General features: G+C 67.6%; 22 protein-coding genes, 7 tRNA genes and 1 pseudogene. 12 read left to right on the top strand and 18 right to left on the bottom strand.

Annotated elements, in window-relative coordinates:
* On the bottom strand, positions 1–190 hold a 190-nt coding region (locus A3CU_RS50025; protein WP_211246505.1), incomplete at its 3' end, for a transposase.
* 141 nt (positions 191–331) lie between these two features.
* Between A3CU_RS50025 and A3CU_RS46510 the strand changes: the two are divergent.
* Positions 332–622 (top strand): annotated as a pseudogene (locus tag A3CU_RS46510) (PaaI family thioesterase); the annotation flags it as partial.
* A gap of 401 nt (positions 623–1,023) precedes the next feature.
* Here A3CU_RS46510 and A3CU_RS0124925 read toward each other — a convergent pair.
* The 6 genes from A3CU_RS0124925 to A3CU_RS0124895 form a co-directional block, all read right to left on the bottom strand.
* Positions 1,024–1,311 (bottom strand): DUF202 domain-containing protein, encoded by a 288-nt coding sequence (locus A3CU_RS0124925; protein WP_043842420.1) that lies wholly within the window; start codon positions 1,309–1,311, stop codon positions 1,024–1,026.
* Positions 1,312–1,336: 25 nt separating this feature from the next.
* Entirely contained in the window at positions 1,337–1,711 is a 375-nt protein-coding gene (locus tag A3CU_RS0124920; RefSeq protein WP_027944593.1) for a YidH family protein, read from the bottom strand.
* 114 nt (positions 1,712–1,825) lie between these two features.
* A complete protein-coding gene (locus A3CU_RS0124915; protein ID WP_043842418.1) occupies positions 1,826–4,177 on the bottom strand; it encodes a trimethylamine N-oxide demethylase in 2,352 nt (783 codons plus the stop codon).
* Positions 4,178–4,395: 218 nt separating this feature from the next.
* Positions 4,396–4,695 carry a hypothetical protein gene (locus tag A3CU_RS0124905; RefSeq protein ID WP_027944591.1) on the bottom strand — a complete coding sequence of 100 codons (300 nt, stop codon included), beginning with the start codon at positions 4,693–4,695 and terminating at the stop codon, positions 4,396–4,398.
* Positions 4,688–5,779 (bottom strand): DMT family transporter, encoded by a 1,092-nt coding sequence (locus tag A3CU_RS0124900; RefSeq protein WP_027944590.1) that lies wholly within the window; start codon positions 5,777–5,779, stop codon positions 4,688–4,690. The genes A3CU_RS0124905 and A3CU_RS0124900 overlap by 8 nt, the downstream gene beginning before the upstream one ends.
* Before the next feature lie 131 nt (positions 5,780–5,910).
* Positions 5,911–7,263 carry a flavin-containing monooxygenase gene (locus tag A3CU_RS0124895; protein ID WP_027944589.1) on the bottom strand — a complete coding sequence of 451 codons (1,353 nt, stop codon included), beginning with the start codon at positions 7,261–7,263 and terminating at the stop codon, positions 5,911–5,913.
* Between the two features lie 272 nt (positions 7,264–7,535).
* On the opposite strand from A3CU_RS0124895, the gene A3CU_RS52690 reads away from it, so the two are divergent.
* The 8 genes from A3CU_RS52690 (at position 7,536) to A3CU_RS0124865 (ending at position 8,761) form a co-directional block, all read left to right on the top strand.
* The gene (locus tag A3CU_RS52690; protein WP_156960533.1) at positions 7,536–7,676 is read left to right on the top strand and encodes a hypothetical protein; all 141 of its coding nucleotides are present in this window, start codon (positions 7,536–7,538) and stop codon (positions 7,674–7,676) included.
* Positions 7,677–7,987: 311 nt separating this feature from the next.
* Positions 7,988–8,071 (top strand) — tRNA-Tyr (locus tag A3CU_RS52685).
* A 114-nt stretch (positions 8,072–8,185) separates the two neighbouring features.
* Positions 8,186–8,259 (top strand) — tRNA-Arg (locus tag A3CU_RS0124890).
* A 39-nt stretch (positions 8,260–8,298) separates the two neighbouring features.
* Positions 8,299–8,370, top strand: a tRNA-Glu gene (locus tag A3CU_RS0124885).
* Between the two features lie 15 nt (positions 8,371–8,385).
* A tRNA-Gln gene (locus A3CU_RS0124880) sits at positions 8,386–8,460 on the top strand.
* A 25-nt stretch (positions 8,461–8,485) separates the two neighbouring features.
* Positions 8,486–8,558: transfer RNA gene (locus A3CU_RS0124875), tRNA-Gln, on the top strand.
* 36 nt (positions 8,559–8,594) lie between these two features.
* Positions 8,595–8,687 (top strand) — tRNA-Ser (locus tag A3CU_RS0124870).
* 2 nt (positions 8,688–8,689) lie between these two features.
* A tRNA-Arg gene (locus A3CU_RS0124865) sits at positions 8,690–8,761 on the top strand.
* A 115-nt stretch (positions 8,762–8,876) separates the two neighbouring features.
* On the opposite strand, the gene A3CU_RS46505 is transcribed toward A3CU_RS0124865, so the two are convergent.
* On the bottom strand, positions 8,877–9,353 hold the full coding sequence (locus A3CU_RS46505; protein WP_052372122.1) for a MerR family transcriptional regulator: 477 nt from the start codon (positions 9,351–9,353) through the stop codon (positions 8,877–8,879).
* 37 nt (positions 9,354–9,390) lie between these two features.
* Between A3CU_RS46505 and A3CU_RS0124855 the strand changes: the two genes are divergently transcribed.
* Positions 9,391–10,218: an SDR family oxidoreductase gene (locus A3CU_RS0124855; protein WP_342668927.1), complete on the top strand. Its 828-nt coding sequence runs from the start codon at positions 9,391–9,393 to the stop codon at positions 10,216–10,218.
* 73 nt (positions 10,219–10,291) lie between these two features.
* Here the strand turns inward: A3CU_RS0124855 and A3CU_RS0124850 are convergent, their stop codons facing one another.
* The 5 genes from A3CU_RS0124850 to A3CU_RS46495 all read right to left on the bottom strand — a co-directional run bounded on the left by A3CU_RS0124850 (position 10,292) and on the right by A3CU_RS46495 (position 14,137).
* On the bottom strand, positions 10,292–10,630 hold the full coding sequence (locus A3CU_RS0124850; RefSeq protein ID WP_027944587.1) for an SCO6045 C-terminal-like domain-containing protein: 339 nt from the start codon (positions 10,628–10,630) through the stop codon (positions 10,292–10,294).
* A 32-nt stretch (positions 10,631–10,662) separates the two neighbouring features.
* On the bottom strand, positions 10,663–11,463 hold the full coding sequence (locus A3CU_RS0124845) for an MbnB/TglH/ChrH family RiPP precursor modification enzyme (protein ID WP_027944586.1): 801 nt from the start codon (positions 11,461–11,463) through the stop codon (positions 10,663–10,665).
* Positions 11,456–12,397, bottom strand: a complete 942-nt coding sequence (locus A3CU_RS0124840; RefSeq protein ID WP_027944585.1) for a TIGR04222 domain-containing membrane protein — start codon at positions 12,395–12,397, stop codon at positions 11,456–11,458. The genes A3CU_RS0124845 and A3CU_RS0124840 overlap by 8 nt, the downstream gene beginning before the upstream one ends.
* A 142-nt stretch (positions 12,398–12,539) precedes the next feature.
* Entirely contained in the window at positions 12,540–13,463 is a 924-nt protein-coding gene (locus tag A3CU_RS46500) for an NAD-dependent epimerase/dehydratase family protein (protein ID WP_052372120.1), read from the bottom strand.
* Positions 13,460–14,137: a TetR/AcrR family transcriptional regulator gene (locus A3CU_RS46495; protein ID WP_052372118.1), complete on the bottom strand. Its 678-nt coding sequence runs from the start codon at positions 14,135–14,137 to the stop codon at positions 13,460–13,462. The genes A3CU_RS46500 and A3CU_RS46495 overlap by 4 nt, the downstream gene beginning before the upstream one ends.
* 76 nt (positions 14,138–14,213) lie before the next feature.
* On the opposite strand from A3CU_RS46495, the gene A3CU_RS46490 reads away from it, so the two are divergent.
* On the top strand, positions 14,214–15,656 hold the full coding sequence (locus tag A3CU_RS46490; RefSeq protein ID WP_052372115.1) for an MFS transporter: 1,443 nt from the start codon (positions 14,214–14,216) through the stop codon (positions 15,654–15,656).
* Positions 15,657–15,825: 169 nt separating this feature from the next.
* The gene (locus A3CU_RS0124820; RefSeq protein ID WP_156960531.1) at positions 15,826–16,452 is read left to right on the top strand and encodes a helix-turn-helix domain-containing protein; all 627 of its coding nucleotides are present in this window, start codon (positions 15,826–15,828) and stop codon (positions 16,450–16,452) included.
* Between the two features lie 10 nt (positions 16,453–16,462).
* On the opposite strand, the gene A3CU_RS0124815 is transcribed toward A3CU_RS0124820, so the two are convergent.
* From A3CU_RS0124815 to A3CU_RS0124795, 5 genes are all read right to left on the bottom strand, one after another.
* Entirely contained in the window at positions 16,463–18,064 is a 1,602-nt protein-coding gene (locus A3CU_RS0124815) for a trimethylamine N-oxide permease (protein WP_027944583.1), read from the bottom strand.
* Positions 18,065–18,090: 26 nt separating this feature from the next.
* Complete coding sequence (locus A3CU_RS46485; RefSeq protein WP_156960530.1) at positions 18,091–18,537, bottom strand: hypothetical protein; 447 nt, start codon at positions 18,535–18,537, stop codon at positions 18,091–18,093.
* Positions 18,530–19,945 (bottom strand): FMN-binding glutamate synthase family protein, encoded by a 1,416-nt coding sequence (locus tag A3CU_RS46480; protein WP_084143698.1) that lies wholly within the window; start codon positions 19,943–19,945, stop codon positions 18,530–18,532. Before A3CU_RS46480 ends, A3CU_RS46485 begins: the two co-directional genes overlap by 8 nt.
* 217 nt (positions 19,946–20,162) lie before the next feature.
* Positions 20,163–20,963 carry a GltB/FmdC/FwdC-like GXGXG domain-containing protein gene (locus A3CU_RS46475; RefSeq protein WP_052372113.1) on the bottom strand — a complete coding sequence of 267 codons (801 nt, stop codon included), beginning with the start codon at positions 20,961–20,963 and terminating at the stop codon, positions 20,163–20,165.
* Complete coding sequence (locus tag A3CU_RS0124795) at positions 20,951–21,823, bottom strand: class II glutamine amidotransferase domain-containing protein (RefSeq protein WP_211246504.1); 873 nt, start codon at positions 21,821–21,823, stop codon at positions 20,951–20,953. The genes A3CU_RS46475 and A3CU_RS0124795 overlap by 13 nt, the downstream gene beginning before the upstream one ends.
* Positions 21,824–21,859 lie beyond the last annotated feature (36 nt).

Below are 21,859 nucleotides of genomic sequence, written 5' to 3'. Positions count from 1 at the left end.
TGGTGACGAACTGCTGCAACTGCTGGTGATCGACCCCGAGCCGCTCGGCCATCGGCTGCATCGACTTGCGCTTGCCCTCCAGCATCAGCCCGCGCAGATACAGCTGCCCCTTCGCCCGCTGGTCACGCCGCGCGAACCCACCGAACATCCGCGCAGCAAACTCCTCGATCACCGGACGAACCTCGTCCATTTCCTCCGGAAGCACCCGCAAAGGAGATCACAGCAACGCCCCGACCAGCCACAACGACACACCTAACAAAGCACTACTAGGCGTGCGCGTGTTGTCCTACTCGGACGGTGAGGTGACCGGAGAAACTCCCCCGTCCGGCCCGAGTTGTTCGCTCCCAACGGGTTCGTCCACGCTGCCGCACTCACCGGTCTCGCGGACACGCTGTGCGGATCCGGCTGCGCGGCCAGCCTTCCCACCGGGGCCAGCGGGTTCACCACCGTCGAGCTGAAGACGACCTTCCTCGCCGCGGCCCGGGAAGGCTTCCTGCACTGCCGCGCGAATTCCGTCCACAGTGGCCGCTCCACGCAGCTGTGGGACGCTACGGTCACCGATGACCAGGCCCGGACGGTCGCGGTGTTCCGCTGCACCCAGCTCGTCCTCTGGCCTCGGTGACCGATGCCGTCGCCGATCCGGTCCGGCATGATCCGTCCGAGCCGTTAGAAGTCCGGGACCTGAGTGAAGGCCCATCGAACTGGGCACTGGTCGTCGCACTCGTGCTGTCCTGCTCAGCGGCGTCGCTGCGCTCGCGCTTCGCACTCCCCCGCACCCCAAGTCGGGAAGAGATCCTCCGACGCTACCGCGGCTCCCTGCTCGCCGGTCCCCCGGACCGTGGGCGAGTGGGTGATCGACCACGACGACCTAACAGCGCCACGCCGTCGAGTGCGGGATCAACCGCCTCAAACGCAACCGGGCCGTGGCAACTCGATACGACAAGCTGCCGGTTCGCTACGAATCCACTGTCCAGGTCGCCGCGATCAACGAGTGGCTACGCTTTTGAAACACCGCCTAGCTGGCTAGTGCAACAGTAACCCCGCGAGGGCGAGTGCACCGGTCACGCACGTGGCTGTGGTCATCGCGAGCAGCACGCGCCGCGGCGCACCGGTGTTACCCGGCCGCCGGCCCACCAGCCACGCGACGACCGCCACGGCCAGTGCGCATCCGCTGGCCATCAACTCGAGCGGCGCCGCGTGGAGCAGCCCGGACCGGAGCAACAGGACCGCGGCGACACCAGCCGACAGGGCGGTACGCTGCCAGGCCAGCGCCGTGCGTTCAGGCTGCAACCCAGGATCCCGCTTAGTCATCACCGTGACTGCCGCATCTTGACACTCAGCGAGGATGCATCAGCACGACGAACACCACGACCGCCCCCACCAGGGCCGCGATCCCGCCGACGACGGCCGGGAACCGGTCCATCGGCAGCGGGTGCCCGAGCCGCATCGCCTGCTGAATCCGGGCCCACCGGCGGTAGGCGACGGCCGACAGCAACGTCCCCGCCACGGCCAGCAGCGCCGCGAGCCCGGTCCGCAGGCCCGCGACCGGGAACGAGGGCACGAGCTGGGTGAGCGCCACCGCCCCCGCCACCAGGGCCAGTCCCGTGCGCAACCAGGCCAGGAACGTCCGCTCGTTGGCCAGGGTGAACCGGTAGTCCGGTTCCTCCCCTTCCTCGTACCAGCGATGGCCGGCTGAAGGTCGCTTCCGCACTCAAACTCCCGAGGTTCCGACACCAACCATCCTATGAGGACGATCCGCGGCACACGTCCCATGACATTCGTAGCCTAGTGTCCAGGATGGCGGTGAGCAGGCCCGAGGTGGACGCTACGAGCGCGGGCGGAGTTTTTCCGGATCGTAGAACGGAAAGCGGACGACCTGTGCGGGAATCCGCTTGCGGTGCCCGTCCAGCTTGCCGACCTCGACTTCGGTGCCGTACCCCGCGTGCTGGACCGCGATCCGGCACAGCGCGATGTTCTTGCGCAGAATCGGTGACCGGGTCGCGCTGGTGATCACGCCAACCTGGGACCTGCCCACGTGGACGCAGTCACCGTGGCCGGCGGGCTCGTTCCCGGCCAGCTCCAGCCCGACCAGGGTGCGCTGCGGGTGCGCCTTCCGCGAGACGAGCGCTTCGCGCCCGACGAAGTCGTCTTCCTTGGTCTTGAGCGGAACCGTGAACCCGATTCCGGCTTCGTAGGGATCGGTCTGGTCGGAGAAGTCGTATCCGGCGAACACCAGCCCGGACTCGATGCGGAGCACGTCGAGCGCGTCCAGGCCCAGCGGCAGCATGCCGTGCGGCCTTCCGGCTTCCCACACGGCGTCCCACAACACCCCCGCGTCGCGCGGGTGCACCCATAGCTCATAGCCGAGTTCACCCGTATACCCGGTACGGGACACCACCAGCGGAATGCCGTCGTGACCGCCGATTCGCCCGATGCCGAACCGGAACCAGGTCAGGTCCGTGAATCCCGGCTGCGTCGGCGGCATCCAGATGATCTCGCGCAGGATGTCCCGGCTGGCCGGCCCCTGCACGGCGATGTTGTGCAGCTGGTCGGTCGAATCCTTGACCCAGACCCGGTCCAGCCCGAGCCGGGCCGCCTGCTCGCGCAACCACACGCCGTCGTAGGGGTCACCGCCGACGAACCGGAAGTTGGTGTCACCGAGCCGGAACACCGTGCAGTCGTCGATCATGCCGCCGGTTTCGTTGCACATGGCCGAGTACACGACCTGGCCGTGCGAGAGCTTGCGGATGTTGCGGGTCACGCACGCCTGCAGCAGCGCCTCCGCGTCCGGGCCGAGGACCTCGAACTTGCGCAGCGGCGACAGATCCATCACCGCCGCCCGCTCCCGGCACGCCCAGTACTCGTCCTGGATGCCATGGTTGTGGAACGAGGTCGGCAGCCAGTACCCCCGATACTCCGTGAACTGCCTGGTCAGCTCCGACGTCCTGGGGTGAAAGGCGGTCTGCTTGGTGAGCTTCATCTCCGACTCTGGTGTCACGCGGCGGGCGATGGCCATGGAGAACTTCCGTTTCGCGTCGTAGACCCGGACGTGTATGTCGGTGGGCACCCACGCGTTCGACGGGTCGATGTCGTCCGGGCACGCGGACGACGCGCATACCAGATCGGTCATCGCCCTCATCAGCACGTAGTCGCCGGGCCGCGACCACGACTCGTCGAAAACGAGCAGGTTCTCCTCGTCGAACGCCGTGTTGTAGAAGAGGTTCAGCGCCGGCCAGCCCTTGCGCGCGGCAACGCCGTAGCCCTTCAGCTGCTCGTTGAAGTTCTCCGTGCAGTTGACATGGCCGGGGTAGCCGAGGTCCTCGTAGTACTTGGGATTGCAGGCCAGCCCGAAGGTGTCGTGCCTGCCAACGGTGTCCCGGACGATCTCGACGAGCGGCTGCGCGTCCTGGTCGTAGAACTTCCCGAACAACCCTGGCCGGGGATATGCCCGGCCCATGAAATAGCGCGTGGTGGTCGAGTCCAGCCCCCGCTCGACTCCCTCGTCCAGCCGATGTGCGTGGAAGGCAAGGAAATCCGAGCACTGCCGCCCGGCCACGTCGATCACCTGGATGTACTGGCCCGCCTTGACCTGGTAGGCCAGGGCGGTCGCCGCGTCGATGCGCAGGTCGGCCACCGGCTCGGCCAGAGGCTCCGGCAACTCGGGCCGCTCATTCCCGCGCGGGCTCGCCCGGAGCACCTCCACCAGCAGGTCCGAAGGCGGGTTGGCCACCTCGTCCAGCACGCTCATCGGCCGCGCCGGCGCGGCCACCAGCACACCGGTGGCCTCCTGCGCGACGAACGTCTCCCGGGCGCCCTGCGGGGAGCTGTCACCGAACAGCCGGATCGCCTTGGCCTCGCCCGGATCCAGGCCATAGGAGGCCAGCGCGGTCAGGATCGCGGCCCGCCCCTCGCCGGTGCCGCCCGCGGCGAGCGAGCGGATCGCGTTCGCCGGCGCGTCCACGCGCACCCCGAGCGCCGCGCCGCCATGGCCGGCGCTGCCGAACACGCTGAGCTCCGCGCTCTGCCGCCCGGCCCGGTCGATCACGGTGAGCCGGTCACCCGCGGACAGCCGGACCGCGGTGACGCCGCCGGGCCGCACCCAGTAGGTCTCGAGTCCGGTTTCCCGCGGCACCAGCCCCGGTAGCAGGAGCCTCGGCCGTCCGGCGGCTACCGTCATCGTCCTCTCCTTCGAGCCGTCCCGGCGCTTACTTGGTGCTTCACCGCGGCGGAGCCGCTTGCGGTGAGGCACGCGACTTGCACCGCCACGCCAGCCCCGACACGGTTTCTAGAGCTTCTTGACGAACGTGCGGGCGTGGTAGAGGGCGAGCGCGGGCAGGCCGATCAGCAGGATCACCGCGATCACCAGCCCGGTGACGTGCCACGCGAAGAACTCGATCATCGGTTCACCACCGACAGTCCGGTCTGGCGCATCCGTTCCCGGCCGAAGTCGTTGAGCCCGAACCGGAACAGCACCTGTTTCCGGCCCCCGGACTTCGCCGGGTCGACCGTGGTCTCGACTTCATCGAGCAGCCCCGCCGAGAACAGGTCGGTCAGGGTCAGCCGTACGGTGCCGTACCAGTAATCCCCGGACAGCTCGTAAGCGCGCATGACCTCGTCGGCGACCTCGTAGTCCCACATGGTTTCGTTGCGCTCGATCAGCTGCAGGATGTGGCCCTTGATATGCATGTCAGGCATGCGGGGACTCCTTCGCGATGGCCGGTGCGACGGCCGAGGCCGCGGGCACCGCGCGGACGATTTCGAGGATTCCGCGCCGCTCGGTGAACAGGACGAAGCTGCCGACCACCGCCATGAGCGAGCCGATGACGAACTGGATACCCGGCCACTGGAAGGTGAACAGCCACAACCAGATCAGCGCGAGCGGCCCGTAGAGCGCCGCGATCGCCTGCCCGCGCCCGACCCCGATGAGCGGGAACGACTTGTACCAGGAGACGTAGCAGAAGGCGAAGGTCAGGCCCATCAGCACGAGCATCAGCCACACCGCGGGGCTGGCCAGTGCCGTACCCAGCGCCGACCAGAACGCGCCACCGGCCAGGATCGCGGTCACCGGCACGGCGATCACGAGCCAGATGGCGACCTCGAAGGTGAAGCGCAGCGTGAGCCCGACATCGGGGTCGCTCACATCCAGGGCACGGCCGGCGATCGCGCCTTCGGTGCCCCAGCCGACGAAGGTGATCGCGCCGGCGAGGTAACCGATCCAGCCGCCGGTACCGGTGCCGGTCAACTCGCCGATCAGGCCGGGCGCGAAGATCACCACGCCGCCGGCGACGATCACCACGATGCCGATCGCGGCGCGCGAGGTGATGCGCTCGTGGTACCAGACCTTGGCCATGACGGCGCCGATGATGGGATAAAGCAGTCCAGCCACGGCGGCGAACCCGGCCCCCACGTACACGATCGCGACGTAGGTGCCGAACACGGCCAGGCCGCCGGCCAGCCCGGCCGGCAGATACCAGCGGGAGATCCGGGTCTGCCGCAGGGTGCGCACGTAGTCCTTGCCCTTGCCGAGCACGGCGACCCAGACGAAGACCGCCGCGAGCACGGCGAGCGCGTTCAGGAACGCCACGATCGTCGACGCCAGCAGCTTTTCGCCGGTGGTGTTGACCAGGTCGGCGAACGGCCTTTCGTTGTAGATCGCGGAACCGGGTACGTACCAGGCGCCCCACAACACGGCGCACCAGATCGCCCAGATGAACCCCCATCGCACCTGCCGGTTCCGGTAGTCGGTGCGCAACTGTTCGGCTTCGTGAGGATCGAGCATGGCGACTCCTCACCGACGTCCCGGGTGGAAGGCCACCGCGGGCGTCAGAGGGTTGGTTGGGTGGTGTGGTTCAGATCATGACTCGGTGGGCGCGGGTTGTAAACCCTGATAGTAAACAACGTTGCTGTGAATTAAACGCCCGGTCGCATGTCGAGGAACGCGCTCATCGAATCGTCGAGCGCCTCCCACCAGCGCGTGTGGTGGACCGGCGCCGACGTTCCCGTGCACGGTGACGAGAACGAGCGGTCCCGGTAGGTGGTGATGCCTTCCTCCTTGTGGTGCTCCCAGGTCTTGAAGTGCGCACGGGTGAGGTCGAGGTCGTAGGCCGGGTAGTCGACGGCCTCGTACAGGTCGGCGAGGTAGTCCGCCTGGAAGTCGATCTCGTCGAAGGCGCCCGCACACGCGTCGAGCCTGCGTCGCCACCGGGCGATGTCAGCCACCATTTCTTCGCGCGAGGGCAGGGAAATCCGGCCGAGCACGTAATCGCGGGCGTACCAGGCCTGCCCGTCGAACATGGTGAACGTGTAGTACTGGTCCTGCATCCCGAGATACATCAGGTTCGGATTGCCCACCCAGAAGATCCCCTTGTAGAGGTTGTCCGGGTAGAGCACGTTGTCCGTGCGCAGCCGCAGATCATCCGCGATGAAGCCGAGCGAGTGCTGGTAACCGGTGCACAGCACGATCGCGTCCACCGCACGGCTGGTCCCGTCCGCGAAGTACGCGACCTTGCCGTCCATTTTGGAGAGAAGCGGAACCTCCTCGATGCCGTCCGGCCAGCCGAAGCCCATCGGTTTGGTGCGGTAGGAGATGGTCACGCTGGCGGCGCCGTATTTCTTCGCCTGCAGCGCGATGTCCTCGGCCGAATAGCTGCTGCCGATGACGAGCAGGTCGCGGCCGGAGAACTCCTGGGCGTCGCGGAAGTCGTGCGAGTGCATGATCCGGCCGGGAAACCGCGCGAATCCCTCGAAGGCGGGCAGGTTCGGGGTCGAGAAGTGTCCACTGGCCACGATGACGTGGTCGAAGGTCTCCGACCGGGTCCGGTGATCGTCCCGCGTCTGGACGGTGACCGTGAACCGACCCGCCTCCTCGTCGTGGGAAACCCCTCGTACCGCCGTGTTGAACTGGATGAACTGGCGGACGTTGTTCTTCTTGGCACGTCCGACGATGTAGTCGTAGAGCACCTCCCGTGGCGGGAAGGACGGGATGGCCTTGCCGAAGTGCTCATCGAAGGTGTAGTCGGCGAACTCCAGGCATTCCTTCGGCCCGTTCGACCAGAGGTAGCGGTACATGCTGCCATGCACCGGATCGCCGTACTCGTCAAGGCCGGTGCGCCAGGTGTAGTTCCACAGCCCACCCCAGTCGCGCTGCCGCTCGAAGCACACGATCTCACCGACGTCAGCCCCCTGGGCGCGCGCTTCCTCGAAGGCATGCAGTTGCGCAAGGCCGCACGGTCCGGCGCCGATGACGGCAACGCGTGGAGCCATCTCACCCTCCTGAACTGAGTGTCGCCGGTCATGAGACGACGTTTACTATGAGTGGACATGGTAGAACCTTGCCTCACCACTGTCCATCCCCACGCTCGCCGAACAAGGCGAGAAAGGGCCATCTACCGCGCCCGATTTCCTGCCATAACCCGGCTACCTCACCACTCGAGAAGTCCACTTCCTTACGAACTGCTCGTTGTCGCCAAAATAGGATTGACATCGGCACCCACAGGGGTGATGATGAATCCACACATCCGATCAGAGGAGAAACCATGACGACCATGCGAGAGCGACGCTCGCAGCGCCGGTATCTGGCCGCCGCGTTCGCTGCCGTGTGCTCGTCCAACGGCGACCGGAAATCCTTGTCACAGCAGGGACAAGCGCGGCTGAGCAGCGAAGGCTCCCCACCATGACGTAGTACGCGTCAGGTCGAGGGAGCCGCCCATCGGGAAACCGATCCGGGCGGCTTTCTCTATTCCGTGCCCCCAAAAACAATTCAGCATGTCGACCAGCTTGAAGAAGTGGAACGGTCGGGAAATACCGATTCCCGGGATTCGACTTCCGCCGCAGATGCGGCATGCCGCCCATTTTCGGATGGACCGGCACGGTTCATTGACATCCACATACTGAGTCAGACTTTTCCCCGCTCGCCTCCGTCGCCTTCAGGCGCGGCCGACGCGAGCATGGGTCCGGCCGCGCACCGACGCGGCCGGACCCCCTTTACGGTGGAGCTGGGGCTGTTGGAGCCTCACCTGACGGTAATTCAGGCGTCTTCATGGCACAGGGGGTTCGAACCCCTCCTCCACCACTGCGCACCGGCCGACCGGCCGGTCCAGGCCGATGCGACTGCTGGCTAGGTCACCGCACTTTCACTGCGGAGGACCGGGATCGATACCCGGATCGGCTACGCTTCGACGATTTTGCCCCTGTAGCTCAGCTGGACAGAGCGCCGCGCTACGAACGCGGAGGTGCCAGGTTCGAATCCTGGCAGGGGTGCGGGCCGTCACCGGTGGTTGCCGGTGACGGCTGGCGGATGGCGCGTTGGTCCAGCGGAACGGATTCCGGATTCTCAGTCCGGGGACGCGGGTTCGACTCCCGCACGCGCCGCACCGCACCACCCGGTCCCGGTTGGTGTAGTCGGCAGCACGGCGGACTTTGAATCCGCGAGCCCAGGTTCGAGCCCTGGACCGGGAGCCACGTCGTGGCGTCGCTGCTGAGCTGATGCCCGGTGGTCCAGTTGGCACGGACACCGCGCTCTGAACGCGGAGACCGAGGTTCGATCCCTCGCCGGGCAGCACGGGCACGGCACCGGGAAACCGTTGCCGTGCCAGGGAGGATTGGCCGAGCCCGGAAAGGCAGCCGTTTCGAAAACGGTGGTCGGCGTGACGAGCGCCGCGCAGGTTCGAATCCTGCATCCTCCGCCATTGCCCCTGTGGTCCAACGGACACGACTCCGGCGTCCGAAGCCGGAAACGCAGGTTCGACTCCTGCCGGGGGCACTGATCGAGACCAACAGGTGCTCCGAACAAAGGATGCGACCGCGGAGCACGGAGATGTGCCCCGCCTCGCAAGGCACTTCGAACGGTCTCCAGGACCGAACGACTTGACCTGGAGTCAGGTGCCGGCAGCTTGGGGCCTTGCTTGGGCAGTTGCGGGACGGTGGGTGGCCGGCGAGGTGTTGTTGGTGACTCTCGCAAGTGCTGCGGCGTGTGCCCGGAGGATGCGGTGATGCACGGGGCAGTCGTCGAGGTGGTCACGTGGGCTGTCGAGAACGTGCCTCAGCGCCTTCTGCGCCTGCTGGATCCGCCGGACGCGGTCGTCGAGTTCGCGCAGTTTCTCCGATGCCACGGCTCGCCAGTCGGGTGCGGTCCGGCCGTTCGGACCGACGAGCGCCGCGATCTCCGACAGCGTGAAGCCGGCCTGTTTGAGCAGGTCGATGAACGCGATCTGTTCGACGGTGTCCTCGTCGTAGACGCGTTTACCACCCGCGCGCCCAGTGGCGCGGAGCAGGCCTTTGCGTTCATAGAAGCGCAGGGCCGACGACGCCAGCCCGGTGCGCGCTCGCAGTTCGGATATCGACAGCTCACCCATTGACTTGAACCATAGTGCAACCTGAATGCTTACTGACGTGAAGATCAGCGCCAACAGCCCGCAGCAGCGGGCGGAGGACACGTCTCTGGCAACGTCGAGTGCGACGCGTATCGCGGTGGTGACCGGAGCCGGCCGGGGGATCGGGCTGGCGATCGTGCAGGCACTGGTCGAGGACGGGTTCATCGTCGTCGCCGGAAGCCGTACGGTCACCGACGCATTGCAAGCCACCACACCGGATGCGCTCGCCGTCGACCTGGCAACCCCCCACGGGCCCGGCCATCTCGTGCGGCACGCGGTCGAGCGGCACGGCGGGATCGACCTGCTCGTCAACAATGTCGCGGGCACCTCGACCCCCGCCGGCGGATTTCTAGAACTCGACGACGACGCGTGGCGTCACACGTTCGATCTGACGCTCATGTCTGCCGTGCGCGCCACGCGCGCGGCACTGCCGAGTCTCCTGGACCGCCGCGGCGCGGTGGTCAACATCAGTTCGGTCAACGCCCGGCTTCCGCAGCCGCGCCTGGTCGCCCAGTCAGCAGCCAAGGCGGCGCTGTCGAACCTCGGCAAGGCACTGGCCGAAGAGTTCGGTGGCCGCGGTCTTCGGGTGAACACGATCTCTCCCGGCCCGGTCTGGACCGACGTGTGGACCTCCCCTGGCGGCCCCGGCGACTTACTCGCCCAGCGCGCGGACATTGCACGAGAGAACTTGACCGATCAGCTTCCGGCGGTCCTCGGCCTGCCAACCGGCAGGTTCGCCGACCCACAGGAGATCGCGGCGCTCGTGGTGTTCCTGGCGTCAGGCCGGGTGGCCAACATGAGTGGCTCGGATCTCGTGATCGACGGCGGACTGCTCAAGACGGTCTGACGGGCGCCGCGGAGGCACGGCCCACTGCGGTCATTTCCACGAACATTGATCACGGGGCGTTCGAGACCGGGCCTCAGCGGCGCCGGATGCGGGTCAGCCACCCCCGCCGCCGTTTCGGCAGGTGGCCGCCCGCGATCAGCCATGTCACGAACTCGTCCGCGTACTCCCCCGATCGCTCGGTGTCTCGCTTCGGGCGGCCCGCGTTGAACTCCGTGAACAGCGGCCCGAACCTCTCGCCGAGCGCCTCCGCCAGTTCCGGGCGCTGGTAGGCCAGGACCCGGCCGTGCTTGCGGCGCAGGACGTTCGCCTCCACCCGCAGCCTGGTGGCGTCGAAACCCTCCGGGGCCGGGCCGTCGGCCAGCAGCGCCCGCAACAACTCCGCTTGCTGCCGGGCCAGCCGCTCGCGGCTCACACCCGTTCCTCCGCGAGTCGACACAGGACTACTCACGCCGTCACCGCCGCCCGCAGGGCCGCCAGTTCGGCCGCGAGTTCGTCGTCGGTCGGGTAGTCGTCGTCGCGTTCGAGGAGCACGCCCGGTGGGTCGGTCCGGCGGCGCAGCTCTTCCAGGAGAGCCAGCACCTCCGGCAGCACCGGGTGCGCATGCGTGTCGTGGTAGACGCCGTCGCGCTCGATGCCGCCCGCCATGTGCACGTATGCCAGCCGCTCCCACGGGATGCCGTCGAGGAACGCGACCGGGTCGGTGCCGATGTTGCGGGCGTTGGCGTACAGGTTCGCGACGTCGATGATCAGCCGGCAGCCGGTCCGCTCGGTCAGCTCGGTGAGAAACCGCTCCTCGGTGAGTTCGGGGGCCGGCCAGTCCAGCACCGCGGCAATGTTCTCCAGCGCGAGCGGTACCTCCACAATGGACTGTGCAAGCCGGACGTTGGACACCAGCACGTCGAGCGCTTCCCGGGTGCGCGGGAGCGGCATCAGGTGCCCCGAGTCGAGCCCGCCCGCGCGCACGAAGCACACGTGGTCGCTGACCAACGGCGCGTCCAGGGCCCGCGCGACCTCCGCGAGGTGCTCGACGCGGCCGGTGTCGAGCGGCTCGGCGCCGCCGAGGGACAGCGAGACGGCGTGCGGCAGCACCGGCAGGCCGCGCTTTCGCAGCGCCACCAGCGTCTCCGGCAGGTGGTCGGCGTGCAGGTTCTCGGCGACCACCTCCACCCAGTCGACGCCCGGCAGCCGCGCGATGGACAGGTCGAGTTCGTGCCGCCAGCCGATCCCGATGCCGAGCTCACCCACCGCACCCACCCCCGCCGCACGAAGAACCGCCGCCGCACGACGAGCCGCTGCTACACGACGAGCCGCTGCTACACGAAGACGACGAGCTGGAGCAGGAAGACCCGCTGCCGAACGACGATCCGCCAGAGGACCCACCGCCGAACGACGTCGCAGGCGGGACCAGCGCAGCGCTCAGCTCCTCGTCCGGGTACCTCGCCAAGCCGCCCAACGCCACCGCGGCCGCCGCGCCGCCGAGCAGCACCCCGCCGGCCAGCGCCCCGGCCGGGACCGGCCCGCTGCTCGCGGAGCGCGCCTGGCCGAGCACGCGGTGTCCCGCGGCCGACGGCTGCCGGAGCCCAGCCTTCGTCCGCAGCACCAATGCCATGATCGCCAGCAAGGTCGCGACGAGCACGAGGAACACCAGGATCCCGACCGGCCGGCCGAGCGAAATGCCGTTGACGAGCCGCACCACGCCCAGCGCCAGCACGGCCAGCTGCAGCACCAGCCCGAACGTTTTGGCCTGCCGCAGTGCCGACGCCGACGCCAGCAGCCCCCGCTGGTCGAGGCCGTCTTCCAGCGCCCGCATCGCCGCTGACCGGCGGACCGAGGCCCGGATGGCCGCCGTCGTCTTCAGCCGCGCCACCTCGGCCACCGCCCGCTCCAGCGGTTCCGCGGGCAGCGGACCGGCCTGGCTGAGCTGCTTGTAGCTGTTCACGCGCAGCTGCCCGCGCTCGACCAGCGCCGCGATCGCCGTGTCGACCGCCCGGTCCGGGCCACCGGCCAGGTATGCCAACTGGTAGACCGTCGGCGGCTGGCCGGGCTGCTGCGCGTCGGCCCGCAGCGCCCGCCTGCGCGCGACACTGCTCACGACGACGCGCACCAGCAGCACGACAATCAGCAGCGCGATGTAGAGGACCACGAAATCCGGTCCGGAGATGCCCCACGGGTCGCCCATCGCCTGTCTCCCCTCAGTTAGTTCCGCTTACCCTAACTGTGAGACGCAGCTGCTCGGGTTGGCGTTTCAGCGATCTACGGGCGCGACGGCTGTACCGCTCGCGCGGTCGGCTGCCGGTGTCCCGATTGCCAGGCCGGAAGATTCAGAGTCTGCCCCCGGTCGCCGGTAGGCCGGGCCACAGCTTGCCGATCTCGAGTATTTCGTGAATCCAGGTCGACGTGGTGATTCGGTGCCGTGCGATCTCCCGAACGGTGGCGGCGGCGACGGCGGCGGTAGCCAGAGATTGCCCACGACCGGTCGCCCACTGTGCCGATCCGTCGGAGGCTCGGGCGAGCACCACCCACCTGTCGCTGCCGGGCATTCGCCGTGGTGCCAGTGTTCGCAGGGCCGGCGCCCAGGTGAGGCCGGCCAGTCCGACGGTCGCGAGGCGGGAGTCCAGTCTCAGGTAGGTGCGGACCGGAACTGCGAATTCGCGCGTGAGCCGATGTTGATCCGCGAAGTCGGCGCGCAGCGCGGGAAACGGCTTGTACCCGGCTTTTTCGGGAATCGTGAAGCATGCGGGCTTGGTGAAATTGCGGATCGTGGCGCCGTCCGGGTCGGGAAAGCGCTTTCCCGTCAACTGGTAGGTCCAGGCCGTGGCGGCGGGGCCGTGGTGTTCGCCGGAGCCGAGCCCGATCATGATGTCGACCGGGCCGCCGGCGCGCGACAGCGCCTCAACGGCGAGCAGGGTGGTCAGGCCGGGTGCCAAACCGACGCCGAGTACTACCGGCCCGTCGACGTGCTCCAATGCCTGCACATATTCGGAGGTCGCGGAAATCTCGACAAACGCGATCCCGCGGTGAGCACACTCCCCCGCGAGCCGGACATCTTCGATGCCTGCGCAATTCACCACCATCGATACCCCGGACAGCGCGGCCCGGAAACTGTCCATCTTGGACAGATCGACCACCCGGTCCGCGCGCGCCGGGTCGCGTCCGGCCGCAAGCGCCGGGGTTCCGCCCGCGCGTAGCAGCCGTACCAGGTGCGCGCCGACCGCTCCGTATCCGCCCAGAACCAACACACTCATCGGGCGCCCTCCGGGCCGGGCGCTTCCCCGGTATCCCCGCGGGGCGGTCCCGTTGGGAGCAACTGCAGAGTGAGCGCGTCTGTGGCCCAGGATTCCCACTCGGCATTGGTCCAGCCGCGTTCATGGACGAGCAGCCAGTAGGTCTCGGGAGCCAGCACGGCGAGCGCGACCTCGGCGGCCCGGGCCACGGTGATACCTGCTCGCAGATGGGTCTTGGTGGCAAGGGCCTCGGCAAGGCGTAGTTGGACCAGGTGGCGCTGGGTGATGTTGGTCCGCCAGAGCTCGGCGAGCTCGGGGTCGGTCGCCGCGGCCGACCGGATGACCTCCAGCAGTGGGCTGACGCGGGCGTAGATCGTGCCTGCCTCGGCGACTTGAAGCCGAATCTGCTCGGCAGGCGGGGCGGCCACCGCGGCGGCGAACCACGGGCGGTCCATGGTCGCAATCGGCTCGGTGTCGCCGGCGATCTCGACGTCGAGGAGTTCGGAGAGGATGGCGCGCTTGGTGGCGAAGGTGAAGTACAGCGTCTGCACGGCCATGCCCGCCTGATCGGCGATGGCCTTCATGGTCGTCTGCGCGTAGCCGCGGGTGGTGAACAGCTCCCGCGCCGCTGCCAGCATTTTGGTTCGGTTGGCCGCCGTCTTGGCCGCCCGTACACCGGTGCTCTTGCCTGTCATGGTTCTGGCCCTAGTTGACTAGATCACTACTCTAGTAAAATCTGACTGTAGCGACACTCTAGCGAAATAGGTGCAGATGACGAACAGGGGCGCACTCGCGGCGAGAGACCGGTTGATCCTGCTGGTGATCACGGTTGTCGAACTGGTGGTCTTCCTGGACACGACCGTGCTGAACGTGGCGCTGCCCAGCATCGGCGCGGGCCTTGGACTCGATGAGGCCGGACTGGGCTGGGTGACCAACGCCTACCTGCTGGCCTTCGGCGGATTCATGCTGCTCGGCGGGCGCGCCGGCGATCTGCTCGGTCCGCGCCGGGTGTTCGCGAGCGGCCTGGTGGTGTTCACCGCGGCCTCCGCGCTGGCCGGATTCGCCGCGACACCGGCGGTCCTCATCGGCGCCCGGGCGTTGCAGGGTCTCGGGGCGGCCGTGGTCATCTCTGCCCAGCTGGCGCTGCTCGCCACGACGTTCACCGGACCTGCGGTGCGAAACCGCGCCTTCGGGGTATGGAGCGCAATGGCGGCGGCGGGCGCCGCCATCGGCACCGCGGTCGGCGGGCCACTCACCGATCTGTTCGGCTGGCCGTCGATCTTCCTGATCAACCTGCCCGTAGGCGTGCTGGCCCTGACCTTTGTCCGGGTACTCCCGCCGGACCCGGCACGGTCGGACCGGGCCGCCGGACGGCTCGACGTACCCGGTGCGATCACCGGGACCGCGGCCCTGTTGATCATCGGCTATGCCATCGGCGCGCTCGGCGACGAGTCGACCCGCGCCCTGGCGGCAGCCCTGCTCGGGACCGGGCTTGCGCTGCTCGCCTGCTTCGTACTGATCGAAGCACGCAGCTCACATCCACTGATGCCGCTACGACTGTTCACCTTCCGCCAGGTGAGCGGGTCGGCCGTGGTGAACGCGCTGGTCGGGGCGGCACACGTGCCCACCTTCGCATTGCTGGCGCTGTACCTGCAGAACACCCAGCACTACAGCCCGACCGAGTCCGGCCTCGCGGTACTGCCGGTGGCCGTGGTGAACATCGTCGTCTCCCGCACCCTGATCCCGTATGCACTGGATCGGCTGGGCGCGTGGCGAGTACTGGCCGCGGGCCTCGGGCTCCAGGCCCTGGCCATGGCGTGGTTCGCCCGCCTGCCCGAACACGCCACCTACCTGATCGATGTGCTGCCCGGCACGATCCTGCTCGGCATCGGCCTGCCCGCCGCCTTCGTCGGCGTCACAACCCCCGCGGTCACCTCGGTCGGCAAAGCCGACGCCGGGATCGCGGCAGGCATCGTCAACACCGCACAACGCGTGGGGTCAGGGCTTGGAGTCACCACCGTCCTGTTGCTCGCCGAACTGGTGGCCCAGCGATCGACGGCGCCGCATGCCTACCGGGCCGGTCTCAACCTCGCATTCGCGGTCGCGGCCGCACTGGCCGCGATCGGCGCTGTGCTCACCGTCGCCCTGCTGCGCACCAGTCCGGCTCCGGTCGCGGAGCCGGAGCCGGAAAACCCTGCCACGGCACACGACTGATCGCCGGTCTTGATGGCCATCGCATCCGCCGCACTTTGAAGCACGTCTGTCTACTCGTAGTAAACTATGGACAATCCTGGAGGCCCTTCACCCGTGGTCCGGGACGCAAAGGTGGGCATGGTTTCATCAAGGTAAATACATGGCTGCCCCGGAGACACGTGGAGACCCGATGCCGGTTGACGACAGCGTGGAACTCGCCGAAGACGGCGAGAGCATGGGTTTGGACGAGGCACTCGGCACCGTCCTCGCCGAGCGCGTCCGCGAGTTCCGCCTGAAACGCGGCTGGACGGTCGGCAAACTCGCGATCGAGAGCGGCCTGTCCAAAGGCATGCTCTCCAAGATCGAGAACAGGCAGACCCTGCCCAGCCTGACCACGCTGGCCCGGCTCTCCGAGTCGCTCTCGGTTCCGGTCACCGCGTTCTTCCGGGGGCTGTCCGAGGACCAGGACATCGTGTTCGTCAAGGCCGGCAGCGGGCTCGACATCCATCACCGGAACTCCGGCCCCGGCCACCGGTACCAACTCCTCGGCACCATGCGCGCCCCGCACGACAGCCTCGAACCCATTCTCGTCACGCTGACCGAACGGACCGAGACGTTCCCGCTCTACCAGCATGCCGGCACCGAGCTGATCTTCATGATCAGCGGAAAGATGGAGTACTGCTACGGAAGTGCCCGCTATCTCCTCGAACCGGGAGACACGATCCAGTTCGTCGGCGAGGTCATGCACGGCCCCGGTGAGCTGGTCACGCTGCCCATCCAGTTCTTGGCGGTCAAGTCGGTGACCCCGGGCGGATGAGCCGCGCGGGTCATCCCGACACGTGCGCGAGGACCTGGCCGAGCGCCACCATCGCCACACCACCCGCGAGCGTCAGATACGGCCGCATGCCCGCCTTCCGCACCGGCACGGAACCGCCGGTCTGCTCGTACATCGACGGCGGGAAAACCCCCTTGTCCCGGACGAAGTGGCGGTAGGCGAACACCGGAACGACCAGCGCGGCGGCCACGAGTCCGGTCCACAGTGCACCGGGCCCCCATACCGAAGATCCCCAGCCGAGCAACAAGGCGTTCACGAAGGCCAGCACCGTCCCCGCCACGATCAGCACGGTCGGCGCGCGCCACGGCCGTTCCAGGTGACCGTTGTCCACCCGGTGCAACCAGCCGGCATTGAGGTTCAGGAAGTTGAAAACCATGTAGCACACGGTCGACGCCGCGAGCACGAACACGTAGTCGCTGAGCAGGAGGAGAACGAGGTTGAAGCCGAGGTCTGTCCACATTGCCCTGGTCGGTGCGCCGTGTTTGTTCGCCCGCCCGAGATAGCGCGGCAGCCAGCCGTCCCGCGCACCCTGGTACAGCGTGCGCGAGGAGCCCGCCATCGTGGTCATGATGGTGAGCAGCAGCGCCAGGATGAGCATGACGATCAGGAGGTTGCCGACGAACGCGCCGCCGCCGATCATGTCGACCATCGCGCCGGCGACCCCGGTGCCGTCGACGATGCCGGGGCTCACCAGCCGCTCCACGCCCAGCGAACCCTGGAAGGCGAACGGCACGAGCAGGTAGATCACCACACAGACCCCGCCGGCGGAGAAGAGCGCCTTCGCGGTGTCACGGCCGGGATTCTTGAATTCCCGGGTGTAGCAGACCGCGGTCTCGAAGGCATACGCCGACCACGCCGCGAGGAACAACCCACCCGCGAAAAGCGTCCCTCCGCCGAGATTCCATGCTCCGTTGAGCGGCACGAACGGCGCGAAGTTGTGTCGCGCCACATCGCCGCCGAGCAGCGGCACCAACCCGACGAGCAGCAACGGGACCAGTACGGCGATACCCACCACCATCTGCACTCGCGCGGCCCGGAGGACACCGTGGTGCTGCAGCGCGAACACCAGAAGCAGCAACGCGGCTCCAATGAGGAACTGGGCGTTGAACCGGACCGCGAGGCCGTCCTTGAGGAACCCGAGATCCAGCAGGGTGACCGACCACGTGTTGATCGCCGCGTCCGCCGGGAACAGCGCCGTGAGCAGGTAGCCGGCGGCCAGCCCCGCGCCGATCGTGAGCACCGGCGACCACGCCAGCCAGTTGCACCACACCGACACCGGCGCCACGAACTTCGAGTACGGCACCCAGGCCATCGCGCCGTACACCGAGGTTCCCCCGGACTTCTGCGGGAACATGCCGGCGATCTCGGCGTAGGTGAAGCTCTGGATCAACCCGAAGAACACCGACAGCGCCCACACGAGCACCGACGGGGTGCCGATCGTCGCGGCGATCGATCCGATCGAGAACAGGACCAGCGCGGGAACACCGCTGGCGATCCAGAAGGCACCGGTCCAGCTGATCGTGCGGACGAGGCCGCCGTCCTGCGGAATCGCGACGGCCTGCGCAGGCACCGGGCGGCGGGTGGACTCTGCCATGGTCCGCTCCTTCGCGGCTGAAGGTCTCAGTGGCCGGACGGTCGCCAGCCGTCGAGCACGGGCGGTGTCCAGTCCTCCCCCACCGTCTCGGAGTCCGGGCGCCAGGAGCCCAGTTCGGGCTGAGCGAACTTCGCGTGCCTGCGCTTCAGCCAGATCCCGTACGAGTTGCCCTCCTGCAAGTGCTTGATCAGCACCTTGCGCGCGTACTCGTCCTCACGCCCCTCGGGAATGTCGAAATATATCTTCAAAAACGCGTTGGTGTACCGGTCGAAGACCGCGTTGACCCCGTCCTCGGTCATGAGGGTGACGTCCTCGAGCCAGTTGAGGTCCTCGCCCGGCGTGGCGGCGTTCAGATCGACGTCCTCGACGACGGAACGATCGAACTGGTAGGGAAACGTCCGCCCGCTCAGCTCCTCGGTGTCGATGCTCTTGCCACCGGACAGTCGCCGCCGCGAAGTGTCCATTTCAGACATTCGGCCCTCCGCCCAGAGTGTCGTTCACGACGTGCTTCTCCAGCAATCGTTTGATCTCCCCGAGCGCGTGCTCCTCGGTCACGCCCGGCACGTAGTTGGTTCCGGCGAGCGGGACCCTGGCCATCGCCGCGGCTTCCGTGGTCAGCGCGCAGAGGTCCTCGGGTTCGAGGCTGTGCACGTTGGTCTTGCCACACGCCCTCGCCAGCATCTGCACTTCGAGGGTCAGGGTGTGTAGGAAGTTATACACACGCTCGGCCGCGTCATCCACGCGCAGCCGCTTCCGGAGTTCGACGTCCTGGGTGGCGACGCCGACCGGGCAACGTCCGGTGTGGCAGTGATAGCACTTGCCCGCCTTGACGCCGATCGTTCCCTCGTAATCGGTAACGCCGGGGATCTCCTTGTTGCAGTTGAGCGCCATCAACGCCGAGTGTCCGATCGCGACGGCCTTCGCACCGAGCGCGAGACACTTGGCGATGTCGCCACCGTTGCGGATCCCGCCCGCGACGACCAGGTCGATCTCGTCGGCGAGTCCGACGTCCTCCAGCGCGCGGCGCGCCTCGGGAATCGCCGCCATCAGCGGGATGCCGGTTTCCTCCGCCGCGATGTGGGGCCCCGCGCCGGTGCCACCCTCCGCGCCGTCGAGGTAGATGATGTCGGGCCCGCACTTCGCGGCCATGCGCACGTCGTCGTAGACCCTCGCCGCCCCTAGTTTGAGCTGGATCGGCACCTGGTAGTCGGTGGCCTCCCGGACCTCCTGGATCTTCAGGGACAGGTCGTCCGGACCGAGCCAGTCGGGATGCCGCGCCGGGCTGCGCTGGTCGATCCCGGGTGGCAGCGAGCGCATCTCCGCCACCTGCTCGGTGACCTTCTGGCCCATGAGGTGACCGCCGAGGCCGACCTTGCAGCCCTGTCCGATGAAGAACTCGACACCGTCGGCCAGCATCAGGTGGTGCGGGTTGAACCCGTACCGGCTCTGGATCACCTGGTAGTACCACTTGGTGGACAGGTCGCGTTCAGGCGGGATCATGCCGCCCTCACCGGAACAGGTCGCCGTTCCGGCCATCGAGGCGCCCTTGGCCAGCGCCATCTTGGCCTCCAGCGACAGTGCCCCGAAGCTCATTCCGGTGATGTACACCGGAATGTCCAGTTCAAGGGGTTTCTTCGCGAACCGCGCGCCGAGCACGGTCTTCGTTTCACACTTCTCGCGATATCCCTCGATGACGAAGCGCGTGAGCGTGCCCGGCATGAACATCAGCTCGTCCCAGTGCGGAATCGGCTTGAACATCGAGAAACCGCGCATGCGGTAGCGACCGAGTTCTGCCTTGGTGTGGATGTCGCTGATGACCTCGGGCGTGAAGATGCTGCTGTGCCCCAGCGGGCGCGCGGTGTCCCCGTTCGACGTACTCATGCCACAACTCCTTGCCAGGCTTGGTGTTTCGAAGCGGCGGAGCCGCTTGCGGTGGGGCCGTCAGCTTGCACTCTGCAGTCAAGTTCTGAGGTGGTTTCTCGCGAGGACAGCGCCGACATGGTGAATTGGACATTCATGAGGAGGCGATCCCGGAGCGAGAAACCGCCTCAGGTTCCGCTACCCGCACCGCCACGCAAACCACCACAATACAATTCCTTTAAAGGACGAGTTTGCGCTCGTTGGGTTCCAGGCTGTCGTAGTTCCACAGCTTCCGGCCGCAGACGAACTTGCGGAACGAGTCCGGTTTGTCCAGCCGATAGATCCGGAACTTGCGGTCGATCAGCTCCTGGTCGGCGTCGGTGAACTCCGCCTCCACGCAGTCGACGCCCAGCGACGCCACCTTGCCCGCGACGTAAATCGCGCCGTCGTACATGGAATCGCCCACGCCGGGGCCCACATCGCCGCAGATGATCTGGCGGCCACGCTGCATCATGAACCCGGTCATCGAGCCGGCCTTCCCGCCGACGATGATCGTGCCGCCCTTCTGGTCTATACCGGTGCGAGCGCCGACGTGGCCGCGCACCACGAGGTCGCCGCCGCGCAGCGCGGCACCGGTCAGCGAGCCGGCGTTCTTGTCGATCACGACCACGCCGGACATCATGTTCTCCGCGACCGACCACCCGACCCGGCCGGTAATGTGGATCTCCGGCCCGTCGATGAGGCCGCATCCGAAGTAGCCGAGGCTGCCCTCGATGCGGATTCGGCAGCGCAGCAGCAGCCCGACCGCGATCGAATGCTGCGCCCGCGTGTTCCGCAATGTCACGTCGGTGACGCCCTCGTCGTGCAGCAGCCTACGTAGTTCCAGATTGATCTGCCGGGTACTCAGTTCCGCCGCGTCGAGTTCGGCCGTGCCACCGGCAACCGTTGCCGTCCTTGGCGCGACCGCGTCCGGGTCCGCCAGGCCGCGAATGTCGTAGCGGCCCGTGCCGGCCGCGGGCGTGTCCACTACCTGCGCCACACCAGCACCTCCCTCTCGTACGGGTCGTACGTGTCGATCTCTTCGGTGAGCACCTCGCGGATCGCGCCTTCCTCGGATGCGAGCGCCACCAGGTCGTCGGCCTCGTACAGCACGAGAGGCTTGGCGGCCATCTCGTCCTTGGCCACGCCGAGGGCGTCCTCGGTGACGACGAGGTAGGTGAACACGCCGTCCAACTCGTCGAGGCTCTGCTTCATCGCGGTTTCCAGCGGCACCCCGTCCGCCATGCGCTGTGCCAGGTAGACGGCGATGATCTCGGAGTCGCATTCGGACTGGAACCGGTGGCCGAGGCGCTCGAGGCGCCTGCGCCACTGGTGGTAGTTGGTCAGTTGTCCATTGTGTACGACGGCCACGTCGGAGAACGGGTAGGCCCAGTAAGGATGCGCCCCCGCTATGTCCACATCGGACTCGGTGGCCATCCGGACGTGACCGATCGCGTGCGTGCCCGTGAAGTCCGCCAGCCCGTACTGGGCCGCCACGGTGTTCGCGTCGCCGAGATCCTTCACGATCTCCAGGGAGTGCCCGAGGGAGAGCACCTCGATGCCGGGCACGTCCTCGACGTAGTCGGCCAGCGGCTTGAGTTCGCCCTCGTAGCGGAAGGTGGCGCGGTAGGCGTACTCGGACTCTCCGTCGAAACGGTCGACCGTCGCGCCGATCTTGGCCAGGCGCGACTCCACCTCCCGGCGGCTGCGGGCCAGCCGCTCCGGGTAGGAGAAGTCAGCCGCGTCCCGGGGATCGGCAAGTTTGAACCGCATCACCAGCAACTCACTGCGTTCGCCGTAGAGCGCGTAACCCGTCGAGTCCGGCCCGCGATGCTTCATCGCCTGCAGCATCGCCGTCATGTCGCGCCCCACATTGCCCCTGCGATTCTTGTAAAT

The sequence above is a fragment of the Amycolatopsis taiwanensis DSM 45107 genome, from assembly GCF_000519205.1.
Taxonomy (GTDB): Bacteria; Actinomycetota; Actinomycetes; order Mycobacteriales; family Pseudonocardiaceae; genus Amycolatopsis_E; species Amycolatopsis_E taiwanensis.
Note: the sequence above shows the minus strand (reverse complement) of the source record. Positions and strands in the feature narration are given on the sequence as shown.

Coding starts and splice junctions, on each gene's coding strand:
- A3CU_RS0124925 (WP_043842420.1), bottom strand. CDS start 1,311: ATGACTAAGCGGGATCCTGGGTTGCAGCCTGAACGCACGGCGCTGGCC.
- A3CU_RS0124915 (WP_043842418.1), bottom strand. CDS start 4,177: ATGACGGTAGCCGCCGGACGGCCGAGGCTCCTGCTACCGGGGCTGGTG.
- A3CU_RS0124905 (WP_027944591.1), bottom strand. CDS start 4,695: ATGCCTGACATGCATATCAAGGGCCACATCCTGCAGCTGATCGAGCGC.
- A3CU_RS0124900 (WP_027944590.1), bottom strand. CDS start 5,779: ATGCTCGATCCTCACGAAGCCGAACAGTTGCGCACCGACTACCGGAAC.
- A3CU_RS0124895 (WP_027944589.1), bottom strand. CDS start 7,263: ATGGCTCCACGCGTTGCCGTCATCGGCGCCGGACCGTGCGGCCTTGCG.
- A3CU_RS52690 (WP_156960533.1), top strand. CDS start 7,536: ATGACGACCATGCGAGAGCGACGCTCGCAGCGCCGGTATCTGGCCGCC.
- A3CU_RS46505 (WP_052372122.1), bottom strand. CDS start 9,353: ATGGGTGAGCTGTCGATATCCGAACTGCGAGCGCGCACCGGGCTGGCG.
- A3CU_RS0124840 (WP_027944585.1), bottom strand. CDS start 12,397: ATGGGCGACCCGTGGGGCATCTCCGGACCGGATTTCGTGGTCCTCTAC.
- A3CU_RS46500 (WP_052372120.1), bottom strand. CDS start 13,463: ATGAGTGTGTTGGTTCTGGGCGGATACGGAGCGGTCGGCGCGCACCTG.
- A3CU_RS46495 (WP_052372118.1), bottom strand. CDS start 14,137: ATGACAGGCAAGAGCACCGGTGTACGGGCGGCCAAGACGGCGGCCAAC.
- A3CU_RS46490 (WP_052372115.1), top strand. CDS start 14,214: ATGACGAACAGGGGCGCACTCGCGGCGAGAGACCGGTTGATCCTGCTG.
- A3CU_RS0124820 (WP_156960531.1), top strand. CDS start 15,826: ATGCCGGTTGACGACAGCGTGGAACTCGCCGAAGACGGCGAGAGCATG.
- A3CU_RS0124815 (WP_027944583.1), bottom strand. CDS start 18,064: ATGGCAGAGTCCACCCGCCGCCCGGTGCCTGCGCAGGCCGTCGCGATT.
- A3CU_RS46485 (WP_156960530.1), bottom strand. CDS start 18,537: ATGTCTGAAATGGACACTTCGCGGCGGCGACTGTCCGGTGGCAAGAGC.
- A3CU_RS46480 (WP_084143698.1), bottom strand. CDS start 19,945: ATGAGTACGTCGAACGGGGACACCGCGCGCCCGCTGGGGCACAGCAGC.
- A3CU_RS0124795 (WP_211246504.1), bottom strand. CDS start 21,823: ATGACGGCGATGCTGCAGGCGATGAAGCATCGCGGGCCGGACTCGACG.